The sequence below is a fragment of the Streptomyces sp. NPDC048290 genome, from assembly GCF_040652095.1.
In the GTDB taxonomy this organism is placed as follows: Bacteria; Actinomycetota; Actinomycetes; order Streptomycetales; family Streptomycetaceae; genus Streptomyces.
The window spans coordinates 1-24,451 of the sequence record NZ_JBEZLM010000031.1; the positions used below are offsets into that span (position 1 = coordinate 1).

The following is a 24,451-nucleotide window of genomic DNA, read 5'->3' on the forward strand; positions in this document are numbered from 1 at the left end:
CGGGACCCCGGATCCCCGGGACCCCGGATCCCCGGGACCCCGGATCCCCGGGACCCCGGACCCCCGGCCCCCCCGTCCCCGGCCCCCCGTCGCTGTCGTACCCCTGTGCTTGGATCGCCGCATGGACGACGACAGCGGCGGCACCCGCATCTGGATCGGCACCCTCCCCTCCCTCGACCCGGACGGCCGTGAGGTGTTCCTCGGGCTCGACCACACCTCCGCCGCCCCGGCCGAACGCATGGTCTGCGCGCTCCTCGACCGGGGCCACGAGGGCGAGGAGGGCGTCTTCTATCTGCTCCCCGAGGATCTGTCGGCCCGTTACGAGCGCACCGGAGACCGGCTGTCGGTGACCCTGCTCGCCCACCGGTCCGTCCTCGCCCACGCGCTGCGCGACCCCGACGGCGACCTCACCGCACGCGCCGCCGCCCTCCCGCCCGACGACCGGGACCCCGAACGGGCGGTCCTGCTGCGCCGGGAGACGGTCACCGACCTGGTGCCGCGGAGCGAGGACGGCGAGCACCGGCCCGTGCTGCTGCTGGACCACGTCGGGGGAGCGGTCACCCCGGCGGAGCTGATCGCCCGGTTCGAGCGGGGCGAGAGCGGTGTCGCGGTGATCGGCGCCGGCATGTGACACGGCGACCTGCCGGTACGTCAGCGGGTCGCAGGGCGGCGGGCTCGGGGATGACCCTGCCCCTCCCCTCCGTGTACTCCTGCCGGACCCCTGCGTTCACGCCTGCCGGTGAGTCACCGCCCTGACCGGCCCAATCCCGGGGGACCCGGGTGGTGGGCGGTGCCGGACGAATCGAGACTCCGGGCATGAGCAACCTCACCCCCCGCCCCGCCGCGCGCCTTCGCCGCCGCGCGAAGTCCGCGGGGCTCTCCTGCGCCGTGGCTCTCACGGCCGTACCCGTCCTGGTCCTCGGTCCCGGGGCGTCCCCCGCGTCCGCCGCGCCCCTGCCCGGTGGGCTCGGTCCCTGTGTCCCCGGGGACTGTCCCGACCCCTACCCCGGTGTGAACAACGGCCCCATCGCGGGCCGTGACAACGGCATCAACATCTTCGTCGGCAGCGATTTCAATGTGCGGGGCGCCGCGTCCGAGGCCGAGGGCCGGGTCGTCGTCCTGGACTCCTTCGACATGAACAAGAGCGCCGGGGTCAGCCAGATCTACAACCTCGGCGAGGCCGGGGTCGGCTCCCGTGTCCCGCCTCCCGTCGGCGCCGACTGGCTCACCACCGGCGGGAACATCACCGTGGCGAGCGGGCAGCGGCTGCTGGCCGAGGCCGGAGTGGTCCGGCACGCGGGCACCGTCACCGGCACCGTGCTGGCCGACCTGGTGCAGGACCCGGACGCCACCGACCCCTATGTGGACCTGCGGGACGAACTGACCGACGCCAGCCAGTGCTACGCCCGGGTGGACGGCGCCCCGCGCACCCCCACCGGCACCGCCGTCAACCAGGGCTTCCAGACCCTGTTCACCGGTGACGGCACCTCCGCCCTCCAGGTCTTCAACGTCGACTTCGACATCGCCTCCGCCAACGGCGGCCAGCAGGGCGTCACCTTCGCAGGCATCCCGGACGACGCGACGATCCTGGTCAACATCGTGGGCGCCGACCGCACCATCAACACCTACAGCGGCGGCATCGACGACGCCACCGACCCGCTCAACGCCTACCGCGAGCGGCTGCTGTGGAACTTCCCCGACGCCGCGACGGTCGACCTGGCCGGCACCGGACAGTTCCAGGGCAGCTTCCTGATCGGCAACCAGGGGTCCGCGACCACCGTCACCCTGCCCGGCATCAACGGCCGCTTCTTCACCACCGGCTCCCTCACCCACACCTCGGCCGCGTCCGGGGGCGGCGGCCAGGAGTTCCACGCCTACCCGTTCAACGGCGACCTGCCCGACTGCGGCGGCACCCCCATCCCGCGCACCGGAGTGGTGAGCGTGGAGAAGGTCGACGCCGGGACCCAGGACCCGCTGGAGGGCGCCACCTTCCAGCTCTGGCGCGAGACCAACAACATCCCCGGCCTCCAGACCACCGGCACCGACGCCGACACCCAGGTCGGCGCCCCCTGCGTCACCGGCACCGACGGCCGGTGCGCCCAGACGGTCCAGACCGGCATCTACTACTGGCAGGAGACGGCCGCCCCCGCCGGGTACGAGCTGCCCGAGCCCGCCGTCTTCGGCCCGCTGGTGCTCACCGCGCAGAACGCCGCCGAGGGGATCTCGGTGACCGCCGCCAACCGTCCCACCACGTCCCCGCAGGACAACGGCTCGGTGCAGATCCTCAAGACCGACTCCGACACCGGCGACCCGCTGGCCGGAGCCACCTTCCAGCTGTGGCAGGAGACCAACGGCGTCCCCGGTCTCCAGACCACCGGTGCCGACCCCGACACCCATGTCGACGGCCTGTGCACCACCGACGCCGACGGCCGCTGCACCTTCGGTGAACTCCCGCAGGGCACCTACTACCTGCTGGAGACCGACGTACCCGACGGCTATGTCCTGCCCGACAACCCGATCAGCGGCCCGTACGTCCTGGACACCGACGGCGAGACCGTCACGGCCCGCCTCGACAACACCCCCGAGGGCGAACAGCCCGAGCCCTGCAAGCCGGGCTACGGCGACGACGGCTACGGCCACAAGGAGCACGGCAAGGACTACGGCGACAAGGACCATGACGACAAGGACCACGGCAAGGAGCACGGCAAGGAGCACGGCAAGGACCACGGCAAGGAGCACGGCAAGGACTACGGAGACAAGGAGCACGGGGGCAAGGAGTACGGCGACCACTGCCGTGACGCCTGACCGCACCCCGTAGCACCGCCCGGCCCGCGCCCGCCGTCCTTGTCCCCCGACGGCGGGCGCGGGCCAACCTTCTGGACCGGTACTGAAGTCCCGGATCAGGCGCCGTCCGGCGGTTCGTCGGGGGCCAGTCCGTCCAGGATCAGTGTCAGGCCGAAGCGGAACTCGTCGGCGTAGTCGTACCCCGGCCGCATCACATGCGCCGTGGCCAGTTCGGCGAGATGCGGGTAGGAGTCGGCGGGCATCCGGCTGAGGATCTCGCCCGCCACCTCGTCCAGCTCCGGCGCGCCCCGGAACGGCAGGCTGACCTCCTGGAGCACGAACCCGTACAGATAGCTGTCGATCAGTGAGACGGCGTGGGCCGCCATCGGCACCGAGAAACCGGCCGCGCGCAGCGCGCCGATCACCGTGTCGTGGTGGCGCAGGGTCGCCGGGCCGGGCCGGGAGCGGGAGTCCATCAGCCCGATCGCCCACGGGTGGCGCAGCAGGGCGGCGCGGGCGGAGTGCGCGCGCCGCGCCATCGCCTCCCGCCAGCCGGAGACGCCGTCGGTGGCCCCGTCGGCGGGCGGGTCGAGCGAGGGGAGTTCGATCTCCCCGAACACCGTGTCCACCATGCCGTCGAGGATGTCCTCCCGGCCCGCCACATGGTGGTAGAGCGACATCGCCTCGACGCCCAGCGGTGCGGCGACCGCCCGCATGGTGAGCGACGCCGACCCCTTCTCGTCCGCCACCGCCACCGCCGTACGGATCACCCGCTCGCGGCTGAGCGGGGTGCGTCCCGCCGTGCCGCGCCGGGTCCTCGCCCTCTCGGGTCCTCCCGCTGGCATCCGCGCTCCTTCCGCACACCCTCGCTTGACTGCCTTACTGCATAAGGTTACCTTGCCTTACAGGATAAGGTTCCCAGGTGGAGGAAGGGATCTCGGTATGAGCGGGGAGCGGGAGCGGATGAAGAAGGTCTGTATCGTCGGCGCGTCCGGCAAGCTCGGGCAGTACATGGTCCAGCACGCGCTGGACCGTGGGTACGAGGTGGTCGGGGTCTGCCGGGAGCGCAGTGTGCCCAAGCTGGCCCGGTTCGAGGGGAAGATCACCGTCCTGCCCGGGGACACCGACGACCGCGAGGTGATCCGGCGGGCGGTCGAGGGCTGCGACGGGGTGCTGACCGTGCTGGTGCCGTGGGGCGTGCGGCAGTACTCCTCGGGCACCGCGCAGGCCGTGCTGGACTTCGCCCGGCCCGGCGCCCGGCTGGTCTTCTCCTGCGGCTGGCACATCACCCGGGACGGCAAGGACCGCTACTCACGGCTGTTCACCGTCGGACTCAAGGTCGCCACCGTGATCGGCAAGCTGGTGCGGTTCGCCGAGATCGACGACCAGGTGGAGGCGTGCCGCCGGATCTTCGCGAGCGACACCCGCTGGACCGTGGTCCGCGGCAGCTCGCTGGAGGAGGGCGAGAGCCAGGGGCTGCCGGTGTGGGCTGAGCATGTGGGAGATCCGCTGCTGGCCAGCGACATGACCCGGCGCGTCGACTTCGCCCTGTTCATGGTGGCCGCCCTCACCGACGACTCGCTCGTCCGCCAGGCCCCGGCGATCGTCGGCCGCGCCACCGCGAGCGCGCTCGCCCACGCGAAGACGGCAGGATAGGGCACCTCCGCCACCGGGCTCCCGGAATTTGACCGGGCCATTGCTTCCTTTCGCTCGAACGAGGCATTCCTTTCCGGTCAGTGCGGCCGGATAAAGTCCGCCGGAATTCAAAAGCGCCGGATGAATTTCAGGCACCGCTGAACAGCGAGCCGCCCACGGTGTTTCCCGATGTGTTACCGACCGGCTGATTGACGGGTGTCTTCGCACGCCATTACGCTCGGCGCTCAGAATCTCCGGGGACTCTGAGAATCCCCGCGGAAATCGACGCACGGCTGAATGGGTACAGGCGTGCGTCTCCCCATTCAGCCGCCCGGTGAATTTCACCCTGCCCTTTCAGGGGGAAGCGTCGTGGACCCTGGTTCGCCACTCGAATCCGAATACCGGCGCCTCACGGAACTGCTGGACGCCGGTGTCCGGGACCGCCTTCTCGCCGTCCCCGGCGTCTTCCACACCGCGGTCGGACTGCGGGAGGTCGCCGGACGGGCCACCGACGAGCTGTGTCTGAAGACCTGGGTCCACGCCAAGGCCGCCCCCAAGGACGTCCCGCCGGGCGCCCTCGTCCCGCGCGTCCTCGCCGGTGCCGCCACGGACGTCAGCGAGGTGCCGCCGATCGAGTTCACCGAGCCCCGCGACCAGACCCTCCGCTACCGGACCCATCACCGCCCTCTCCTCGGCGGCGTCCAGATCAGCAACGGCTATCGCAACATCGACGACAACGGGGCACTCCTCCCGCCCGGCGGCGGCACCCTCGGCTGCTTCGGCACCCGGGTCAAGGACGGCAAGAAGGTCCTGCTGACCTGCTGGCACGTGGCGTTCTCGAACTACGCCGACAAGGGCGCCCTGCTGTACCAGCCGGGCGCCGACCTGGACGTGGCGCACTTCGACGACCTCTACCCCAAGAAGCCCACCAGCACCGCGCACCGCATCGGCCCCATCCTCGACTGCGAGATCAGCGAACGCGTGGACGCCGCCATCGTCGAGGTGTGCAGCTGCCATGTTCTCTGCTTCAACTTCGGCGTCGGCTTCCGCAACCGCATCCTCGGACTCGACCTGGACGGCGACACCGTGGAGGGCGTCTCCACCGCGCTGCGCCCCACCGACCCGGTGTGGAAGGTGGGCCGGATCTCCGGCCGCACCCAGGGCAAGGTGGTCACCCTCGACTACCCGAGCTTCACCGTCCCCCGGTTCGGCGTCCCCCGTACCTTCACCGGACAGATCCAGATCGAGGGCGTCGGCGAGATCTTCTCCGAGCGGGGCGACTCGGGCGCGGTGGTGGTCGACCGGCAGCGCAAGGTCGTCGGCCTGCTGTTCGCGCGGATGGCCCCGCTCTCGGGGACCGGCCCGGTGTTCGGGCTCGCCAACCACATCGCCGACGTCACGGCCAAACTCGGCATCACCATCGAGGGCGGCGAACGCTCCCTCACCGACGACACCCCCGACCTCTCCCCGGACCAGTTCGACCAGTTCGCCGCCCGGCTGCGCGCCACCCCCGCCGGACAGCGGCTCACCGCCGCCGCCACCGCACACCGGGAGGAGATCCAGGCCCTGATCCGCGGCGAACGCCGGGTCACCGTCGCCTGGCACCGCGCCCAGGGCCCCGCCTGGGCCGCCGCTTTGCTGCGCGGCGCCCGCCACCCCGGCTACCGGCTCCCCGACCGGATCGACGGCATCACCCGCGCCGAGGCCCTGACCCGGCTGCGGGACGCGCTCGACCAGTACGGCAGCCCGGCCCTGCGCGCCGATCTCGCGCACTGGTACCCGCCGCTGCTCGCCGCGTTCACCCGCGGCCACACGACCCGCGCCCTCCTCGACGAGGTCGGAGGCCCCGCATGACATCGCCGCACCCCCCGCACCCGCCGTACTCCCTGGACGAGCTGTACGCCGTCGAGGCCCGGCACCGCGCCCTGCTGGACTCCGGGGTCCGGGACCGGCTGCTCGCCCTGCCGGACGTCGTGCACGTCACGGTGGGCCTGCGCGAGCGCGCCGAGGTGGCCGTCGACGAGTTCGTGATCAAGGTGTACGTGGCCGAGAAGCTGCCCGCCGACCGGCTCACCGCGGACCGGCTGGTGCCGCCGGTCGTGGCGGGCGTCGCCACCGATGTGTGCGTGGTGCGCACCGCGGGCCCGCTCACCGGCCCGGCGCCCCTCGCCGACCCCGAGGGACCGGTCCCGGTACCGGTCGGGACGCCGCTGCTGGGCGGCACGGTCATCACCAACGGGCGGCTGGAGCGCGGCGAGGCGGGCGAGTCGGACTTCGTGTATCCCGGCACCCTCGGCATGGTCGCCACCCGCCGCTCCGACCAGCTCCCCGTGGCCCTGACCAACCGGCACGTGGTCGTCTCGGGGGGCGCCCAGGAGACCAAGGGCCCGCTGTTCCAGCCGCTGCCGGAGCCCACCGACTACGCGCCCGCCGACCCCTACCCCAAGTCCCCGGTGAACTCCCGCAAACGGGTGGCGTCCGTGGTCGCCGCCAAGCGCACCGACCTGGTCGACGCCGCCATCGCCACCGTGGACACCTGTATCTCCTGGTGCTGCAACTGCGGCACCAAGTACACCCGGCTGATCCGGCTCCTCAAGGACGGCGGCGCACCCGGACCCGTCACCGGGGTCGCCGAACCCACCGGCGGGATGTGGGTCTACAAGATCGGGGCGATGGACCGGGAACGCGTGCTGGGCAAGGTCGTCGTCGCCAGCGGTGACCTGCCCTGGCGGACGCCGGGGGAGACCGAGGACTGGCAGTACCGGCAGCAGATGACCATCCAGGGCTTCCTGCCCGGCGACCCGCCCGTCCCCCGGCGGTTCGCGCAGCCCGGGGACTCCGGCGCGGTCATCGTGGACCAGCTCAGCGGAAAGGTCGTCGGCCTGCTGTTCGGCGGGCAGATCCCCGAGGACCCGCACGCCCCGCCGCCCCCCACCCTCCTCACCTACGCCAACCACATCACCCATGTCATGAACGCCCTCGGCATCGACTTCCCCCTCGGCCCCGACTCGGACGCCTCCGACCCGGTCGACGTCCCCACCACCGCCGCCACCGCGCAGGCCGGTCCACCCGACCCCCTGACCCTCGTCCGCGACCGGCTCGCCGCCACTCCCGCCGGGCGGGAACTCCTCGACCGGATCACCGCGCACGCCTGGGAGGCCGTCCGGCTCGCCAACCACGACCGGCGGGTCACCGTCGCCTGGCACCGCGCCCAGGGACCCTCCTGGCTGGCCGCGTTCACCCGCAGCGCCCGCAGCCCCGGCTACCGCGTCCCCGCCGAGATCGCCGGAGTCACCCGCCGCCAGGCCGTGCACACCCTGCGCGCCGCCCTCGCCGACCGCGGCAGCGACGCCCTGCGCGCCGATCTCGCCGCCCTGGACGAGACCCTGGTCACCGCCCTGATCGGCAGCGACAGCCTCACCGGGCTCCTGGACACCGTCGTCCCGTACGCCGACCCCGGCGAAGGCTGCAAGCACCCCGATGTCCAGCTCACCGCGCGGGAGGGCTGATGGCCAGTCAGGTCGGCACCCTCGGAGCCGCCGCCCTCGCCCTCGCCCGGCTGCTGGACGGCCTCCAGTACAGCTTCGGACCCGGCGGGCCCCGCGCGCTCGCCCGGGAACTGGGGCTCGCGTTCCCCGCGTACATCGACACCGACCCGGCGATCCTGGAGACCTCCGGACGCGCCGCGCTGCAACTCGCCGCCGTACCGCCGCTGGTGGCGGATCTCGTGGACGCCGCCGAGCGGGACGACACCGCCGCCGTGGTGCTACGGGCCGCCCGGCTGGCCGCCGCGATCGGGCTCGCCGCCGACGCCGTCGACGCGGTCGGCCCCGCCTTCCGCACCGCCACCCGCGAGGGCAGCGGCATCCCGCAGCCCGAGATCGACGCGTTCGCCGCCGGATTCGGCACCCTCGTCCGGGACGCGCTGATCGTGACCGCCGTCGAGGGCCTGCCCGGGGTGTACGAACTGCTGGACTTCACCGGCGCCGTGGAGAGCACCCCGGTGCCCGCCGGGGACGCCGCCCATCCCGCCCACGTCCGCCGGGCGCTCCACCCCGAGCAGCTGCTGTCGTTCCTCGGCGGCCCCGGCGCCCATCTGCGCGACCGCTACGAGTGGGGCGCCCCCGGCTACACCGGCGTCCTGCTGCTGGCCACCCTCGCCCGGCTGCTGCGCCGGATGGGCGTCGGCGTGGTCGACGCCGGCGGTCCCGGCGCGCCCCTGCTCGACGCGGTGTTCCTGGAGATCGTCCCGCGCGGTGATGTCACGCCCTCCGGGCTGGCGTTGACCGTCCTCTACCCGCTGCCCGAGATCACCCTCACCGAGTTCGACGCCGGGACCTGGGCCGCCAAGCTCGCCCTCGCGCTGCCGCTGCCCGTCGGCACCAGCGTGCTGCTCCAGGCCGACGACCAGGTGACCGTCGTCCCGCCGCCCGGCGGGGTGATCGACGGCGAACTCGATGTGGAGATCACCGCGCCCGGCGCGGACGGTCCGCCCTTCCTGCTCTTCGGCGACCCGGCCGGGAGCAGACTGAGCGCCGGATCGGTCGGCGGCCGGATCGGACTGCGCCTCGGCTGGGACGCCCAGGCCGGACACGCCGTCGGCGCCCTGGTGTTCGGCGCGCATGTGAAGGATCTGCGGCTGGTCCTGGACGCCTCCCAGGGCGACGGCTTCCTCACCACCGTCCTGGGCGGCGGACGCCTGGAGGCCGCCTTCGACCTCGATCTGTCCTTCGACACCCAGCACGGACTGAAGGTCGGCGGCAGCGGCGGCCTGGAGGCGCAGATCCCGGTCCACATCGCACTGGGCCCCGTCCTCCTCCAGACCGTGTACATCGCCGCCCGTGTCGGCGGCGGCACCGTGCCCGTCGAACTCTCCGCCGGTTTCACCGTCGCCCTCGGCCCGGTCACCGCCACCGTCGAGCGGATGGGCGTCGTCGCCGCGCTGTCCCTGCCGCCCGGCGGCGGCAACCTCGGCCCGCTCCAGCTCGACCTGGGCTTCAAACCCCCGAGCGGCATCGGTCTCACCGTCGACGCCGGGATCGTCACCGGCGGCGGCTACCTCTACGCCGACCCCGACCGGGGCGAGTACGCGGGCGCCCTGGAGCTGGAGTTCGCCGGGTTCCTCGACCTCAAGGCGATCGGGCTGATCTCCACCCGGCTGCCCGACGGCTCCTCCGGCTTCTCCCTGCTGGTCGTCGTCACCGCCGAGTTCGGCACCGGCATCCAGCTCGGCTACGGCTTCACCCTGCTCGCCGTCGGCGGGATCATCGGCCTCAACCGGGCCATGAACCTGCGGGCACTCACCGAGGGCGTGCACACCGGCCGCATCGAATCGGTGATGTTCCCCAAGGACGTCGTCGCCAACGCGCCCCGGATCATCAGCGATCTGCGCCAGTACTTCCCGCCCGAGGAGGGCACGTTCCTCGTCGGCCCGATGGCGAAGCTCGGCTGGGGCACCCCGACCCTGGTCAGCGTCTCCCTCGGGCTGATCGTGGAGATCCCCGGCAACCTCGCCGTCCTCGGTGTCCTCAAGGCCGCCCTGCCCACCGAGCAGCTTCCGCTGCTGGTGCTCCAGGTGCAGTTCATCGGCGCCATCGAGTTCGACACCTCCCGCCTCTGGTTCTACGCCCGGCTCTTCGAGTCCCGCATCCTGTGGATGACCATCGACGGCGGTATGGGCCTGTACGTCTCCTGGGGCGAGAACCCCGACTTCGTGCTCTCCGTCGGCGGCTTCCACCCCTCCTACCACCCGCCCCAGCTGCCCTTCCCGGTGCCCGACCGGATCAGCGTCGACATCCTCAACGGCCCCGGACGGCTCATCCGGGTCTCCGGCTACTTCGCCATCACCTCCAACACCGTCCAGTTTGGCGCGGAGGCGCTGCTGCGGCTCGGCTTCTCCGACTTCGGCATCGAGGGCCATGTCACCTTCGACGCGCTGTTCCGGTTCTCCCCGTTCGCGTTCGTCATCGGGGTCTCCGCCAGCGTCAGCCTGAAGGCGTTCGGCGTCGGCATCTTCGGCATCGACCTCCGCTTCCAGCTCGAAGGACCCGCCCCCTGGCGGGCGCACGGCCGGGGCTCGATCTCCCTGCTGTTCTTCGAGATCTCCGCCGACTTCGACATCACCTGGGGCGACGAACAGCAGACCACCCTGCCGCCCGTGCAGGTCCTGGAACTGCTCGCCGCCGAACTCGGCAAGAAGGAGGGCTGGGAGACCCGGCTGCCCTCCGGCACCACCCGCCATCTGGTCACCCTGCGTCCGCTGCCGGAGACCGACGACCTCGTCCTGCATCCGCTCGGCACCCTCTTCGTCCGCCAGCGGACCGTACCGCTCGGGGTGCGGGTCGACCGGATCGGCGCCCAGCGCGCCGCCGACGGCGACCGGTTCACCCTCGCCGTCGACCCCGACAGCGGCCTCACCGAACTCTCCACACCCGACGACAAGTTCCCCATGGCCCAGTTCCAGGACATGGACGACGCCGCCAAACTCTCCCGGCCCGCCTACGAGGACCAGGACTGCGGGCTGGAACTCGGCGCCCGGCGCGACGCCCTGGACTCCCCCCGGGCCGTGCGGCGCAGCGCCCGCTACGAGACCCATGTCTTCGACACCCGCCGCCCCCACACCCGCCCCGGCACCACCCCGGCCCCGTCCGCCGCCCGCCGGACCGCCGTCCTCGCCCCGCCCGGCACCGGCCGTACCCGCCGCTACCAGGACGTCCCCGCCGCCGTCTTCCGGCAGTTGCTCACCGGCAGCAGCACCAGCCGCTCCCCGCTGTCCCGCACCGAGGCCGACCGTCGGCAGCCGTTCGCCGCCGAGGACACCGTCCAGGTCACCGGAGCGCGGTTCGTCGTCGCCTATGTCCGCACCAACGTCCAGGCGCTGCCCCCGGCCGCCGCCCGCACCGGCTCCGGCGCCGCCACCTTCCGCTCGCTGGCCACCGCCCAGGACGCGCTGACCGCGTGGGTCGCCGCCGAACCGTCCCTCGCCGGGGCCCTGCACGTGGTCCGGGAGTCGGAGGTCGCCGCCCCGCTCGCCACGCCCGGCACCTGGACCTCCGTCGCGCCCGCCCCGTTCGCGGCGGCCGGCGGCGAGGCGGTACGGCTCGGCGGCGGGCAGGTCCTGCTGACCGGCGGCCGGGACGGCGACGGCCGGGCGCTGGCGTCGGCCGCCCTGTTCGACCCGATCGGCGGCGCCTGGGAACCCCTCCCGGACATGACGGCCGCGCGGTCCGGGCACTCGGCGACCCTGCTCGGCGACGGGACCGTCCTGGTGGCGGGCGGCCGGGACGGCACGGGGCGGGTCCTGGACTCCGCCGAACTGTACGACCCGGTCGGGCGGCGCTGGCGGACGGTCCCCGCGCTGCCGGACGCCCGCCACGGGCATACGGCGACGGCGCTCGCCGACGGCACGGTGCTGATCGCCGGGGGCGCCGGACCCCGGGGCGGGACCGGGGAGGACGGCTCGCTGGCGTCCGCCGAGGTGTTCGAGCCGCGCACCGGCACCTGGGCCCCGGCGGCGCGGCGGCCCGCGCCGATGGGGGACGCCCGCACCGGGCACCGCGCGGTACGGCTGCCCGGCACGCAGGGACGGGTCCTGGTCGTCGGCGGCGCCCTGCACACCGGCGCCGGACACACCGCCGCCCTCGCGTACTGCGAGGTCTACGACCCCGCCACCCGCGCCTGGACCCCGGCGCCCAGCCTCGCCGTACCCCGCGCCGGACACACGGCGACCCCGCTCGCCGACGGGACCGTGCTGGTGACCGGCGGCGGCACGGCGGCCGTGGAGCAGTACCGGCCCGACAGCGGCGACTGGGCCGCCGTCCCCGCTCAGCCGGGCCCCGGACGCGTCGGGCACCGGGCCGTCGCCCTGCGCACCGGGCAACTCCTCGTCCTCGGCGGCACCTTCCCCCACGACCCGGCCGCCCCCGGCCTGCGCGGCTGCCCGCGCTACGACCCCGCCGCGCGCGCCTGGACCAGCACCGGCGGCACGGCCACCGGCCGGTCGGACGCGGCCGTGACCGAACTCGGCGACGGCCGGGTCCTGGTCACCGGCGGCCTGACCGCCGCCGGACCGGCCACCCCGGACGGCACGGACACCGTCACGGCCGCCACGGAGATCTACACGCCCTGAGTCCACCCGACCTGCCCCCCCACGTCACGACACCCCCCAAGCCCCCGCCACGCCCTGAGACCCCACGCCCCCTCCACCCCCCCACCCCGCGAAGGGCGCACCCGCGATGACGAGTCCCACCCCGGCCGCCACCGGCGACTGGACCACCACCGGAGACCTCCCGGCCGCCACCGCCTGGCACGGCCAGGACGACGGCGCCGTCCTTCTGACGGACGGCAAGGGCGTCCTGGTCGCGGGCGGCGCCGACCCGGCCGGAGCCGCCACCGCGCGGACCGCGCGCTACGACCCCGGCGCCCGCACCTGGACGGCGGGCCGCCCCCTGAGCACCCCCCGGCGGCTGCACACCACGACCCTCCTCGCCGACGGCCGGGTCCTGGTCACCGGCGGCACCGGCGGTACCGGGACGCACCCCGCCGGACTAGCCTCGGCGGAGCTGTACGACCCGGCCGACGGCACCTGGACCACCGTGGCCGCCCTGGGGGAGGCCCGCTGGGGCCATACGGCGGTGCTCCTGGACGGCGGGAAGGTGCTCGTCACCGGCGGGCGCACCACCCGCGACGGCACCTCCGCGCGGGCCCTGGCCTCGGCGGAGGTCTTCGACCCCGACGGCGACCCCGACGACCCGGTGAAGGGCGCCTGGACGGCCGCCCCGCCGATGCTGGACGCCCGCTCCGGGCACGGCGCCGTCCTCTTCAAGGGCGGCCGGGTCCTGGTCACCGGGGGCACCGCGCCCATCTCCCCGGACCGTGACACCGCCCTCGCCTTCTGCGAACTCTTCGACCCCTCCTCCGGCCCGGCGGGCGCCTGGACCCCCGCCGCCCCGCTCGCCGCGCCCCGCGCCGGACACCGCACGGTCCTCACCGGTCCCACCACCGCGCTGGTCGTCGGCGGTGCCACCCCGGGCAGCCGCGACCCGTACGCCGTCCTCGGTGTGGAGCGCTACGACCTGGCCGCCGCCACCTGGACCGCGCGCCCCGCCACCGACGGCGGCCGGGCCCACCACCGGGTGCTGCCGCTCGGCGGGACCCGCTTCCTGGTCGTCGGCGGCACCACCCACGACGACCACGGCCTCGGCTACCGCAGCGCCCTGGTCTACGACGACGCCGGGCCGGGCGCCTGGAGCCGCGCGGCCGGAACCGCCGAGGGCCGCTGGGGGTGCGCCGCCGCCGTCCTCGGCGCCGGACGGGTCCTCGTCACCGGCGGCACCCTCGCCTCCGGCGTCGCCGCGCCCGACCCCGACACCGCCGAACTGACCCGCACCACCGAGGTGTTCGACCTCGCCGGGGACGGCTCATGAGCGGCGGCGCCTACACCTTCCTGCCCTGGCTGCGCGCCGGGATCGCCACCAAGGTCACCGGTCCGCCCGCCACGCCCTCCACCCGGGCCACCGTCCCGGTCCGTGTCACCGCCTCCGCCGACCCCCTGGAGGGACCGGGCCCCGTCCGGCGCACGATCCCCCGGGACGTCCAGCTCTACGGGCCCGGCGATGTGATCGGCGTCGACCCGAGGGCGGTCTCCCGCACCGAACCGGCGCCCTGGACCACCAGCGTCGAGCCCAACTACCTCGCCCACATCGAGTTCTACGAGGAGGACTTCCTCTGGCGCTACAGCCCCGCCGCCCCCGAGGACACCGGACGGCTGCGGCCCTGGCTGGCCCTGGTCGTCCTGGAGGGCCCCGGACCCGACGGCGCGCCCGGCGAGTTCACCGAGGCCGCCCCGCCCGACCGGCCGCTGCCCTTCCTCACCGTCGCCGACCCCGACCGGGTCCTGCCGCACCCCGAGCAGCTCGGCGCGTGGGCGCACGTCCATGTCGACGGCGACCTCGACTCCACCGTCGTCTCCGACCCGCCCCGGATGCCGGGTGTGCTGGACGCCCTGCGCACGGTCCTGAAGGACACCCCCGACCGCGCCTGCTGCCGTCTGCTCTGCCCCCGCCACCTCCTTCCCGACCGGCCCTACCACGCCTTCCTGGTCCCGGCGTTCGAGACCGGCCGTCTCGCCGGACTCGGCCTCGCGCCCGCCCTGCCCCCCGACCTGCGGGCCGACCACCCCGCCTGGTCGCGCGGCTACCCCGACCAGCCGCTGCCCGGCCAACTGCCCTACTACCACCGCTGGTCCTTCGCCACCGGCGCGTCCGGCGACTTCGAGTACCTGGTGCGGCAACTGGTGCCCGAGCGCCCCGACCCGCGGGTCGCCCGGCGCGATGTCGACGTACGGCAGCCGCCCGGCGCGGGGCTCCCGCCGATCACCGGGCCCGCCGCGCTGGGCGGGGTGCTGAAGCTGGGCGGCGCGCTGCGGGTGCCGGACCGGCCCCGGGACGTGTGGGACAACTGGGACGGCTGGTTCCCGCCGCAGGACCCCGCCGAGCCCCCGCCGCCGGTCCGGCCCACCGACTTCCAGCGGGCCCTGGCCGGGCTGGTGAACCTCGCCGACGCCTATCTCGACACGCCGCCCGCCGCCGCGCACGCCCGGCTGGCCGCCGACACGCCCGAAGCCACCCTCCACCCGCTGGTCCCCGGTGTGCCCGGGGTGCGGCTGCTCGCCGACCAGGTCGACCCCGTCGTCACCCCGCCCCTGTACGGCCGTTGGCCCGCCGGGACCGCCCGGCTGCTCATCGGCCAGGACGGCGCTCCGCTGCCCGAGGCGGCCACCCGGGACTGGGTGCACCGGCTCAATCTGGACCCCCGCTTCCGGCTCGCCGCCGGGTTCGGCACCGAGGTCGTCCAGGCCCACCAGGAGGAGTACATGGCGGCGGCCTGGGAGCAGATCGGTGAGGTGCTGGAGGCCAACCGGCGTATCCGGGCCGCCCAGTTGGCCCGTGAGGTCGGCCACGCCCTGCACACCAAGCACCTCGACCCGGCGCCCCTGCCCACCGGGCCGGCCCTGGCGCCCTCCGTCGGCGCGGGCCGCGCCCTGCGGCTGACCGCCCCGGCGGGCCCCCGCGTCACCCCGCCCCCGCCGCCCGGCGCCGCTCTCGTCCCGGCCGGGGAGCAGCCCGCCGTCGGCTATCAGCTCTCCGCCAGCCGGGTCGGCGCCGCCCCGGTCTCCCCGGCCGCCCGCCGCGTGATGCGCCCCGCGTCCCGGCTGATGCGCTCCCTCGCCTTCGGCGACCAGTCCCCGGACGACCTGGTGGCGAAGATGGACCGCGACACCGACCCGGTGACCGCCGCCCCACCGAAGGGCACACCCCGGGGTCTGGTCACGGTGGAGCAGTGGGAGGCGCTGCTCGCCGCCCGGCGGGGGACGGCCGCACCGCCCGCGGACTCCGGGCCCGCCTCCGACCCCGCCTCCGGGGTCGACCCTGCCCCCGAGCCCGACCCCGAGCCCGACCCCGCCTCCGAGGTCAACCCTGCCCCTGAGCCTGCCCGCGAGTCCGATCCAGCCCCCGCCTCCGACCCCGCCCCCGAGGTCGACCCCGAGCCCGACCCCGAGCCCGACCCCGACCCCGAGGAGATCCGGCGGCTCGCGACCAGTTCCGCCTTCTTCCTCACCCGCCCCCTCGACGGGGTGGTCCCGCCGACCGGTGGGCCCGACAGCCTTGAGGCGGCCCGCTTCAAGGACGCCCTGCGCGACCTGTACCGGGCCCGTGCCGACGCCGTCGCGGGGGCCGCGAGTCCGCCGCGCGGTCCGCTCGGGGTGGACTCGGCCGCCGCGCACCTGCTCACCGGGCTCAGCGCCGACCTCACCGTGCCCCGCGACCTGCTCGCCGCGGCCCGGGTCCCGGAGCGGCTGCACAGCTTCGCGGAACGGTTCCTGGAGGTGATGGCGTACCCGGTGCTCGACCCGCCGATGTTCCGCACGCTCCTGGAACGGTCGGTGGACACCTTCGTGCCGAACCTCGGTCTGGTCCCGCCGAACACGATCACCCTGCTGGAGACCGACCAGGAGTTCATCGAGGCGTTCATGGTCGGCCTCAACCACGAGATGGCCCGCGAACTGCTGTGGCGGGAGTACCCGACGGACCAGCGGGGCACGCCGTTCCGCCAGTTCTGGGACCCCAGCCCGGCGCTCCCGCTGCCCGGCGAGACCCCGGCCGACCGCCGCGAACGGCTCTACGACCTCACCCCGATCGCCGGCTGGACCCCGGGCTCCCCGCTCGGCGGCCACGACAACCGCGACCCCGCCGGCGCCCAGGAACAGGAACTCGTCCTCGTCATCCGGGGCGAACTGCTGAAGAAGTACCCCAACGCGGCGATCTACGCGCACGCCGCCGACTGGGACCGCGACGACGACGGCACCCCGCGTCCCGAACGGGAGCGGGTGCTCGCCGTGTTCCCCGACTCCGAGCATCCCCCGCCCGACAAGGTGCGGCTGCCGCTGTACGAGGCCCGTGTCGAGCCGGACATCACCCTGCTCGGCTTCGACCTCACCGCGACCGCCGCGCGCGGGCGGGTCCCGGACGACCCGGGCTGGTTCTTCGTCATCCAGGAGCGGCCCGGGGAGCCCCGGTTCGGCGCCGACGAGGAGGGCCAGGGCACCGACGCGGTCGAGGTGTGGAACGACCTGTCCTGGAACGACATCGACCCGGCGGGCACCCGGCTCATCACCTTCGACCCGGCGGTGCGCCGCCCGCTGGCCCCGTTCGACGGGTCCGAGGACGACCAGGAGAAGGCCGAGCAGCGCCGCGAGGACGACGCGCTGCCGCCGTGGGACGAGCGTCTCGGCGCCGCCGACGTGGCCTACATCCTCTTCCAGGCGCCCGTACTGATCGCCGTCCACGCACAGGAGATGCTGCTCGATGCCGCTGACTGACGACTGCCCGGTGCTGCTGGGACCGCTCCGGCTGGAGACCCGGTTCCGTGGGGGCGACCTGCTGCTGCGGGTGTTCCCCGACGAATGGTGCGTCCGCACCGAGGAGACCCTGCCGGGGGACGCCGAGTTCGCGGCGCTCACCGCGTACTGGACCGCCCTGTGGCGGGCCGCCGGACGGCCCGCCGCCGAACGGGCGGCCTGGCAGGAGCTGACCGGCCGGGTCGCGGTCGGCCGCGCGGCCTGGCTGGTGGACACCTTCCCGCCCGCCGACCCCGGGGACCGGCCCACCGGGGTGCCCGACGAGACCGCCGTGCTGGTCGTGGTCTCCGACAGCGCGCTCCCGGCGGAGGACCGGGCGCCCACCGTCGCCCACTGGAGCGCGGTGTGGCGGGCCCACGGCGACCGGGTACGGCTGCGGGCCGCCGACACCGCCCTGCTCGCCGCCGTCGGCGCCACCCGCGCCGCCGCGATCCGGGCCCGCCCGCCGTCCGGCGTGGAGGCCGCCCCGGTCACCCCGTACGACGGGGTCGTGGTCGCCTTCCTGGTGGTGCCCCGGCCGCCCGAGACCGCCGCCGACTCCTGGACCACCCCGGCGAAGGCGGTCCTGCTCCCCGACCGCTTCACCGCCTACGGCTACCTCGGTGACGAACTCGTCCTCACCGTCCCCTTCGACCATCCGCTGACCGACCGGGAACTCGCGGTCGGCCCCGACCCCGGCGCCGGGGACGACCAGCTCCGGCTGGACGAGGACACCGGCGTGCTGACGGTGCCGGACGCCCTGAAGTGGCTGGTCGACTTCGACGCGGCGGTCACGATCGGCATGGGCCAGCGCATCCCCCTGGACGCCCGCACCCGGGGCGGCCTGGACCGGCTGGTGGTGCTCGGACTGCGGGAGGACTCCACCGCCGCCGAAGGGGCCCGCGACTACGCCGAGCTGATCACCCGTCAGCTGCGCAGCCCCGCCGGGTTCGCGCTGCTGCCCCAGGGCACCCCCACCAACAACACCTCACAGGCGCCAGCGGGACCCGACGAACCCGCCCTCGCCGACGCCGGACTGCGCGCCCTGCGCCACCCCTTCTCCGCCGCGCCCGGCGACTGGCGCACCCGCACCGACGGACAGTGCTTCGCCGACCTCCTCGGCCTGGACCCCGCCGTGCTGCGCGGCCTGCCCGGCGCCGACGGAACCGACCAGCGTGACGCCCGCGCCGCCCAGACCGCGCTGTGGCCCGCCACCTGGGGCGCCTACCTCGGCGACGCCCTGCACCCGCTGCTGGACGCCGGGCAGATCGCCGCCACCCGCGACCACTTCGTCCGGTACGTCTCCGGACGCGGCCCCCTGCCCGCCGTACGCGTCGGCCGTCAGCCCTACGGCATCCTGCCCACCACCGCGTTCTCCCGCCTGCCCGAGCCCGCCGACCCGTGGCGGCGGGCCCTCGCGCGGGTGCTGGACGTGGCCGAGGAGACCTGGCGGGACGCCACCGCCCGGGTCGCCCGGGTGCTCGCCCCCGACGAGACCCCACCGCCCGGCTACGACCCCCACCAGCGCCTCCTGGACGTCCTCGCCCTGCACCCGTCCTCCGTCGAGTACCACCAGCGCTACGCCCTCGGCGTCGAGGACTACTACAACCGGGAGAACCTCGCCGCCGCCGGACCCGACGCCCTCGCCCTGCTCCGCGACGGACTCGGTCACCCCGGCCCGCTCGCCGACCTCCTCGCCCGCCTCGGCCACGCCATCCCCGGCGACCCCCTGCTGCACGGCCCGGAACTGATCCGCCGGCTGTTCTCCGCCACCCCCTACCCCCTGCTCGGGCCGCTGGTGGACGACCGCCCGCTGTCCGAGACCGACCCGGTCCGGCCCTACCTGCCCGGCCCCGACGGGCTCAACTATCTGCACTGGCTGGCCGACACCGCCCGCCGCGACCTGGACGCCCTGCGCCTGGAGGACGGCTTCCTCGACGGCCGCCCGCCCGCCGCCGTGCTGTACCTGCTGCTGCGGCACGCCCTGGTGCTCGGCTGGGAGGACGCCGGACGCCGGCTCGCCGTCACCGCCGGACGCGACCCCGCCCCGCCCGTCGACCCGCCGTTCGTCCATGTCCGGCTGCCCCGCCAGGGCGAGCCCGCCCCGCCCAGCGAGAGCCGCTGGCGCCAGCTCTACGCGCCCGACCCGCAGATCACCGGCTCCCCGGACACCCTGGTCCACCAGTACATCCCCGGAGTCCTCGGCAGCCGACCCGAGACGGCCGCGCTCGCCGAACAGGCCGACGCCGTCGCCCTGCTGGCCGACCTGCCCACCGCCCGCCTCGAACGGGTCCTCGCCGAGCACCTCGACTGCGCCGGGCACCGCCTCGACGCCTGGCGCCTCGCCCAGGCGAACGAACTCCTCACCACCCTGCGCCACGGCCCCGACGGCACCGCCCCCACCCGCCCCGGACTCCATCTGGGCGCCTACGGCTGGCTGGAGCGGCTCCGGCCCCGGCAGGCCACCGCCACCCGCACCGAGGCCGCCGTACCCGAGGCGCTCACCGGCCTGTTCGACGCCACCGCCCTCCCGCACGACACCGCCAACGGCGGCTGGATCCACGCCCCCTCCCCGGCGCACGCCCGCACCGCCGCCGTGCTGCGCGCCGGATACCTCGCCGACGGGGCGGGCGAGCAGGGCGAGACGTTCGCCGTCGACCTCAGCTCCGAACGGGTGCGCCGCGCGCTCGCCCTGCTCGACGGGCTCCGCCAGGGCCAGTCCCTGGGCGCCCTGCTCGGCTACCGCTTCGAACGCGGACTCCACGAGGACCACCCCGGCACCGAACTCGACCGCTTCCTGCCCGCCCTGCGCGGCGCGTTCCCGCTGCGCGCCGGAAAACTCTCCGGCGCGCCCACCCCGGACGGCACCGACCTGGTGGAGGCCCGCAACGTCGTCGACGGACTCGCCCTCGTCCGCCGCGCCACCCGGGGCCCCGACCCCGCCCCCCAGTACCCCTACGGCGCCCCCGGACTGCCGGACGCCTCGCCCGACGAACGGGCCGCCATGGACCAGGAGGTGGGGCGCCTGCTCGATCTGCATGACGCGCTCGCCGACCTCGCCGTCGCCGAGGGCACCCACCAGGCCCTGCTCGGCAACCCCGAACGTGCCTCCGCCACCCTCGACGCCTACGCCAAGGACGGCTTCCCGCCCGACCCCGCCGTGGTGCGCACCCCGCGCGGCGGCGTCACCCTCACCCACCGCCTCGGACTGCTCCTCACCCCGGGACTGCGTCCCGGCTCCGCCACCACCGCCACGCCCCGCGCCCAGGCCGAACCCGCCGTCGACGCCTGGCTGGCCGCCCTGCTGCCCCGCCCCCAGGACATCGCCGTCCGGGTCACCTGGACCGACCCCGCCGACGGCCGCCCCCGCGACCGGGTCGTCACCCAGCGGGACCTCGGACTGCGCCCCGTCGACCTGCTGTGGGCGCTGCGCCCGGCGGGCAGCGGCACTCTCGCCGACCTGGACGACCGGATCACCGGCCAGGTCGTCGCCCGCGACCGGCCCCGCCCCGACACCGCCCTGACCATCCGGCACACCGAACGCGTCCCCGGCAGGACCACCCTGTTCGAGGTGTCCGCGCTGGTCGACACCCTGCGCACACTCCTCACCACCGCCCGCCCGCTGCGCCCCACCGACCTCGCCGCCCCGGCGGGCCCCGTCCCGGTCGACGCCGCCGCCGACGACGCCGTCTCCGTCCCCCGAGAACGCCCCGAAGCCGTCCGGGACGCCCTGGGCGCCCTCGCCGAGGACACCGACGACCTCATCGCCGGCCTCGCGCCGCTGCTCCCCGACCCGCCCGCCGACCCCGACCGCGCCGCACTCCTCACCGACCTGGACGACTTCCTCGCCCGGCACGCCGGACTCGCCGCCAGCGCGAGCGGCTTCGGGATGGTCCGCAGCGGCTGGACCGAGGCCGTCGAGTGGCGGCGCGCGGTGAGCGCCGAACTCCTCGCCGCCGTCGCCGTCGCCGCCGCCCGTATGACCGAGTCCCTCGCCCGCGCCGACGCCCTCATCGAGACCTACGACGACCTGCCCCCGGGCACCCCCGACGCACAGCGGTTCAGCCTGCTGGAGGCCGCCGACCAGCTCCTCACCACCACCCCGGCCAGCCCCCGCCCCGACACTCCCACCCGGCTGCGGACCACCGTCGCCCTGCACCGGCTGGCGTTCGACCGCCGTCTCGACGGACTCGACTCGGTCGCCGACACCCGGGAGTCCACCCTCTCCGGGCTGCTCGCGGAGGTCGGCGCGCTGCTGCCGCTGACCGACCTCGACCCGATCGGCCTGGACATCACCCCCTACCAGGACCGGTCCGTCGCCTTCCTGCGCGATCTGCTGGCCCGCGCCCGGACCCTGCGCGCCGAGACCGCCGACCGGCTCACCGCCGCCGACCTGGCGCTCACCGCCCACGACCAGGCCGTCACCGGCCCCGACCGGGCGACGGCGGCCCGGGACGCGCTGACCGCGCTGCTCGGCCCGGACGCCCTCGTCGTCCCGGAGTTCACCCCGTCCGACGCGCTCGCCGACGAGTGGCGGGCGGCGCGCGGCGACAGCGCCCGGCTGACCGCGCATCTCACCGCCGCCCACGACCACCCGCTGGACGACTGGGTGCACCAACTGGCCCGGGTCCGGGAGAAGCCACGGCTGTGGGAGAAGACGGTCCACCTCGCGGACGCCCTGCGCGGCCCCGGCGGACTCCTCGGCGACGCCGACGGCTGGGAGGAACCCCGTCTCACCCCCGTCCAGTTCCCGCACCGCGAGGACGACACCTGGCTCGGCCTGGAGTTCGCGCCCGGCACCGAGATCGACCAGGACCGGCTGCTGTTCACCGCGCACTACGCCGGACAGCCGCTGCTCGGCGACGGCCGCTGGTGCGGACTGCTCCTGGACGAGTGGACCGAGGTGATCCCGGCCGCCCAGGAGACCACCGGGATCGCCGTCCACTACGACGGACCCGCCGCCGAACCCCCGCAGGCGCTGCTCCTCGTCGTCCCGCCCGAGCGCCGCCCCGACGGGCTGTGGCGCCGCGACGACCTGCTCGCCGCCGTCACCGAGACCTTCGCCCTCGCCCGGATCAGGGGCGTCGAACCGCACCACCTGGACGACACGCCCTACGCCCACCTCCTGCCCGCCACCCTGCTGTCCGCGACCCGGCAGCCCATCACGCCCGCCACCGACCTCGCCCTGGCCAACCTGCGCGGGAAGGCCCCCGCGGCGGGCGAAGGAGCCGACCGTGCCTGAACCGCGTATCGAGGATCTGCGCCGCGCCCTGGACGAGCGGGCCGCACCCGCCGTCGGCCTGTGGAACCGGCTGGAGGGCCGCCCCCGCGCCACCGACTTCGACCGGGCGCTGCGCGCCGAGGTCCGCGACCCGCTGTGGATGCTGACCCGGCAGTGGCAGATGGGCGAGTTCCACGGCACCGACGGCGGCTCACCCGTCACCGTCACCTACGCGGTGGCCGCCACCCGCCCCGACCGGTACCGGGCCGCCGCGCCGGACGCCGTCGTCCGGGACCTGCCCGACGACCGGCCGCTGGAGGCGCTCGCCGAGCGGCGCCCGGTGCCGTTCACCGCCGGGACCGAGCCCCTCGCGCTCGATCTGCGGCTCGCCATCGGCCGCCGCTGGCTGAAGCTGGTCGGCGCCGACACCCTGCTCAACGTGGTCGCGCTCGGCGTGCGGCAGAAGTACATCGCCCGCTATCCGCTCACCCTGCCGAACCCCGAGGACCCCGCCGACACCTCGCGCGTCGCCCATCCCGAGGTGTGGGCCGAGACGCAGGCCGTCGCCGGACGCCGGATGGACGGCTACGCCCTGTACCGGCACCTCAAGGGCGGCGGAGACGCCGCCGAGGGCATCAGCGGGCTCCTCGGACTGCATCGGCGGACCCTGCGCGCGCTCGGCGCCCGGCTGGTCGCCTGGTTCGACCGGCTCATCGACCAGCCCGGCGCCCGCCCCGGCAGCGGCGCCCCCGACGACGCCTGGGACGCCGCCCGGCTCGAACACCGCTTCTCCGTCGCCGCGCCCGACCCCGAGCCCGGCACCGGCGGACCCGAACGCACCCTGACCGCGGCCGCCTACCCGGGCGGCAGCCTGGACTGGCCCGACTTCTCCCTCGACCCCGCCCACCCCCTCGGCGGCACCGGAGCGACCCCCACCACCTACCACCGCACGGTGTTCCCGGCGCCCGTCCGCTTCTCCGGGATGCCGCTGCCCCGCTGGTGGGCCGTGGAGGACGGGCGCACCAACTTCGCCGCCGTCACCCCCGACAGCACCGACCTCGCCCGGCTGATCTTCCTGGAGTTCGCCCTCGTCTACGGCAACGACTGGTACCAGGTGCCGTGCGCGCTGCCCGCCGGGAGCCACGCCCGCGTCGGCGGCCTCGCCGTCACCGATGTCTTCGGGGAACAGCTGTGGATCACCCCGGCCGGGTCCGGCGAGGGCCCCGGCCGGCCGCGCTGGTCGATGTTCTCCCTGGACACCGCCGGAGTGGACGACGCGCCCGCCGACCCCGGGCTGCTGCTCGCCCCCGGGGCGGTACGGATCGCCCATGGGCCGCCGCTGGAGGAGGTGGTCCTCGCCCGGGACGAGAACGCCAATCTGGTCTGGGGCGTGGAGGCGACCGTCCCCACCGCCACCGGCACGCCCCGGCGCGGCACCGAGGTCTCCGCCGAGGAACTCGCCCACCGGCTGCGGCTGACCCCGCCGCCCGAGCCACCGGAACCGGCCGCGCCGGTCGCCTACCAGGCGATGAACTCCGTGCCCGCGCACTGGATCCCGTTCATCCCCGTGCACGCGCCCGGGGAGAACCGGGCGGTACGGCTCCAGCGGGCCGGGCTGCCCAGCCCCGTCGACGGGCTGCCGGTGCCGCCCCGCACCTCGCTGCTGCGCCCCGGGCTCGACCAGCGGCAGGCGTACTTCGTGCACGAGGAGGAGGTCCCGCAGACCGGTACCCGGCTGTCCCTCGCCTACCACCGGGCCCGCTGGCGGGACGGCCGGGTCGCGGTGTGGCTGGCCGCCCGGCGCGGGACGGGGCGGGGGGAGGGCGCGAGCGGACTGGCCTTCGACGCCCTGAAGGAGACGGGGAAGGAGACGGGGAAGGAGCCCGGCGGGACGGTGTGAGCGACTGCCGGGC

The 24,451-nt window shown here is 75.1% G+C and carries 11 protein-coding genes; 10 read left to right on the plus strand and 1 reads right to left on the minus strand.

Annotated elements, in window-relative coordinates:
• Window positions 1-121: 121 nt before the first annotated feature.
• Entirely contained in the window at window positions 122-631 is a 510-nt protein-coding gene (locus AB0D49_RS36295; protein WP_362766585.1) for a hypothetical protein, read from the plus strand.
• Window positions 632-816: 185 nt separating this feature from the next.
• The gene (locus tag AB0D49_RS36300) at window positions 817-2,805 is read left to right on the plus strand and encodes a choice-of-anchor A family protein (RefSeq protein WP_362766587.1); all 1,989 of its coding nucleotides are present in this window, start codon (window positions 817-819) and stop codon (window positions 2,803-2,805) included.
• A 95-nt stretch (window positions 2,806-2,900) separates the two neighbouring features.
• Here the strand turns inward: AB0D49_RS36300 and AB0D49_RS36305 are convergent, their stop codons facing one another.
• Window positions 2,901-3,629 carry a TetR/AcrR family transcriptional regulator gene (locus AB0D49_RS36305; protein WP_362766589.1) on the minus strand — a complete coding sequence of 243 codons (729 nt, stop codon included), beginning with the start codon at window positions 3,627-3,629 and terminating at the stop codon, window positions 2,901-2,903.
• Window positions 3,630-3,726: 97 nt separating this feature from the next.
• Here AB0D49_RS36305 and AB0D49_RS36310 point away from each other — a divergent pair, with 97 nt between their 5' ends.
• The 8 genes from AB0D49_RS36310 to AB0D49_RS36345 all read left to right on the plus strand — a co-directional run bounded on the left by AB0D49_RS36310 (window position 3,727) and on the right by AB0D49_RS36345 (window position 24,438).
• Window positions 3,727-4,440 carry an NAD(P)H-binding protein gene (locus AB0D49_RS36310; protein WP_362766592.1) on the plus strand — a complete coding sequence of 238 codons (714 nt, stop codon included), beginning with the start codon at window positions 3,727-3,729 and terminating at the stop codon, window positions 4,438-4,440.
• Window positions 4,441-4,788: 348 nt separating this feature from the next.
• Window positions 4,789-6,273, plus strand: coding sequence for a hypothetical protein (locus AB0D49_RS36315; protein WP_362766594.1), 1,485 nt, complete (start codon window positions 4,789-4,791; stop codon window positions 6,271-6,273).
• Window positions 6,270-7,928 carry a hypothetical protein gene (locus AB0D49_RS36320; RefSeq protein WP_362766597.1) on the plus strand — a complete coding sequence of 553 codons (1,659 nt, stop codon included), beginning with the start codon at window positions 6,270-6,272 and terminating at the stop codon, window positions 7,926-7,928. Before AB0D49_RS36315 ends, AB0D49_RS36320 begins: the two co-directional genes overlap by 4 nt.
• Window positions 7,928-12,547, plus strand: a complete 4,620-nt coding sequence (locus tag AB0D49_RS36325; RefSeq protein WP_362766600.1) for a DUF6603 domain-containing protein — start codon at window positions 7,928-7,930, stop codon at window positions 12,545-12,547. Before AB0D49_RS36320 ends, AB0D49_RS36325 begins: the two co-directional genes overlap by 1 nt.
• A gap of 106 nt (window positions 12,548-12,653) precedes the next feature.
• Window positions 12,654-13,844: a kelch repeat-containing protein gene (locus AB0D49_RS36330; RefSeq protein ID WP_362766603.1), complete on the plus strand. Its 1,191-nt coding sequence runs from the start codon at window positions 12,654-12,656 to the stop codon at window positions 13,842-13,844.
• A complete protein-coding gene (locus AB0D49_RS36335; protein WP_362766605.1) occupies window positions 13,841-17,299 on the plus strand; it encodes a hypothetical protein in 3,459 nt (1,152 codons plus the stop codon). The genes AB0D49_RS36330 and AB0D49_RS36335 overlap by 4 nt, the downstream gene beginning before the upstream one ends.
• A complete protein-coding gene (locus AB0D49_RS36340; RefSeq protein WP_362766608.1) occupies window positions 17,286-22,559 on the plus strand; it encodes a hypothetical protein in 5,274 nt (1,757 codons plus the stop codon). The genes AB0D49_RS36335 and AB0D49_RS36340 overlap by 14 nt, the downstream gene beginning before the upstream one ends.
• Window positions 22,552-24,438 carry a hypothetical protein gene (locus AB0D49_RS36345; protein WP_362766611.1) on the plus strand — a complete coding sequence of 629 codons (1,887 nt, stop codon included), beginning with the start codon at window positions 22,552-22,554 and terminating at the stop codon, window positions 24,436-24,438. Before AB0D49_RS36340 ends, AB0D49_RS36345 begins: the two co-directional genes overlap by 8 nt.
• Window positions 24,439-24,451: the final 13 nt, after the last annotated feature.

Coding starts and splice junctions, on each gene's coding strand:
- AB0D49_RS36295 (WP_362766585.1), top strand. CDS start 122: ATGGACGACGACAGCGGCGGCACCCGCATCTGGATCGGCACCCTCCCC.
- AB0D49_RS36300 (WP_362766587.1), top strand. CDS start 817: ATGAGCAACCTCACCCCCCGCCCCGCCGCGCGCCTTCGCCGCCGCGCG.
- AB0D49_RS36305 (WP_362766589.1), bottom strand. CDS start 3,629: ATGCCAGCGGGAGGACCCGAGAGGGCGAGGACCCGGCGCGGCACGGCG.
- AB0D49_RS36310 (WP_362766592.1), top strand. CDS start 3,727: ATGAGCGGGGAGCGGGAGCGGATGAAGAAGGTCTGTATCGTCGGCGCG.
- AB0D49_RS36320 (WP_362766597.1), top strand. CDS start 6,270: ATGACATCGCCGCACCCCCCGCACCCGCCGTACTCCCTGGACGAGCTG.
- AB0D49_RS36325 (WP_362766600.1), top strand. CDS start 7,928: ATGGCCAGTCAGGTCGGCACCCTCGGAGCCGCCGCCCTCGCCCTCGCC.
- AB0D49_RS36330 (WP_362766603.1), top strand. CDS start 12,654: ATGACGAGTCCCACCCCGGCCGCCACCGGCGACTGGACCACCACCGGA.
- AB0D49_RS36335 (WP_362766605.1), top strand. CDS start 13,841: ATGAGCGGCGGCGCCTACACCTTCCTGCCCTGGCTGCGCGCCGGGATC.
- AB0D49_RS36340 (WP_362766608.1), top strand. CDS start 17,286: ATGCCGCTGACTGACGACTGCCCGGTGCTGCTGGGACCGCTCCGGCTG.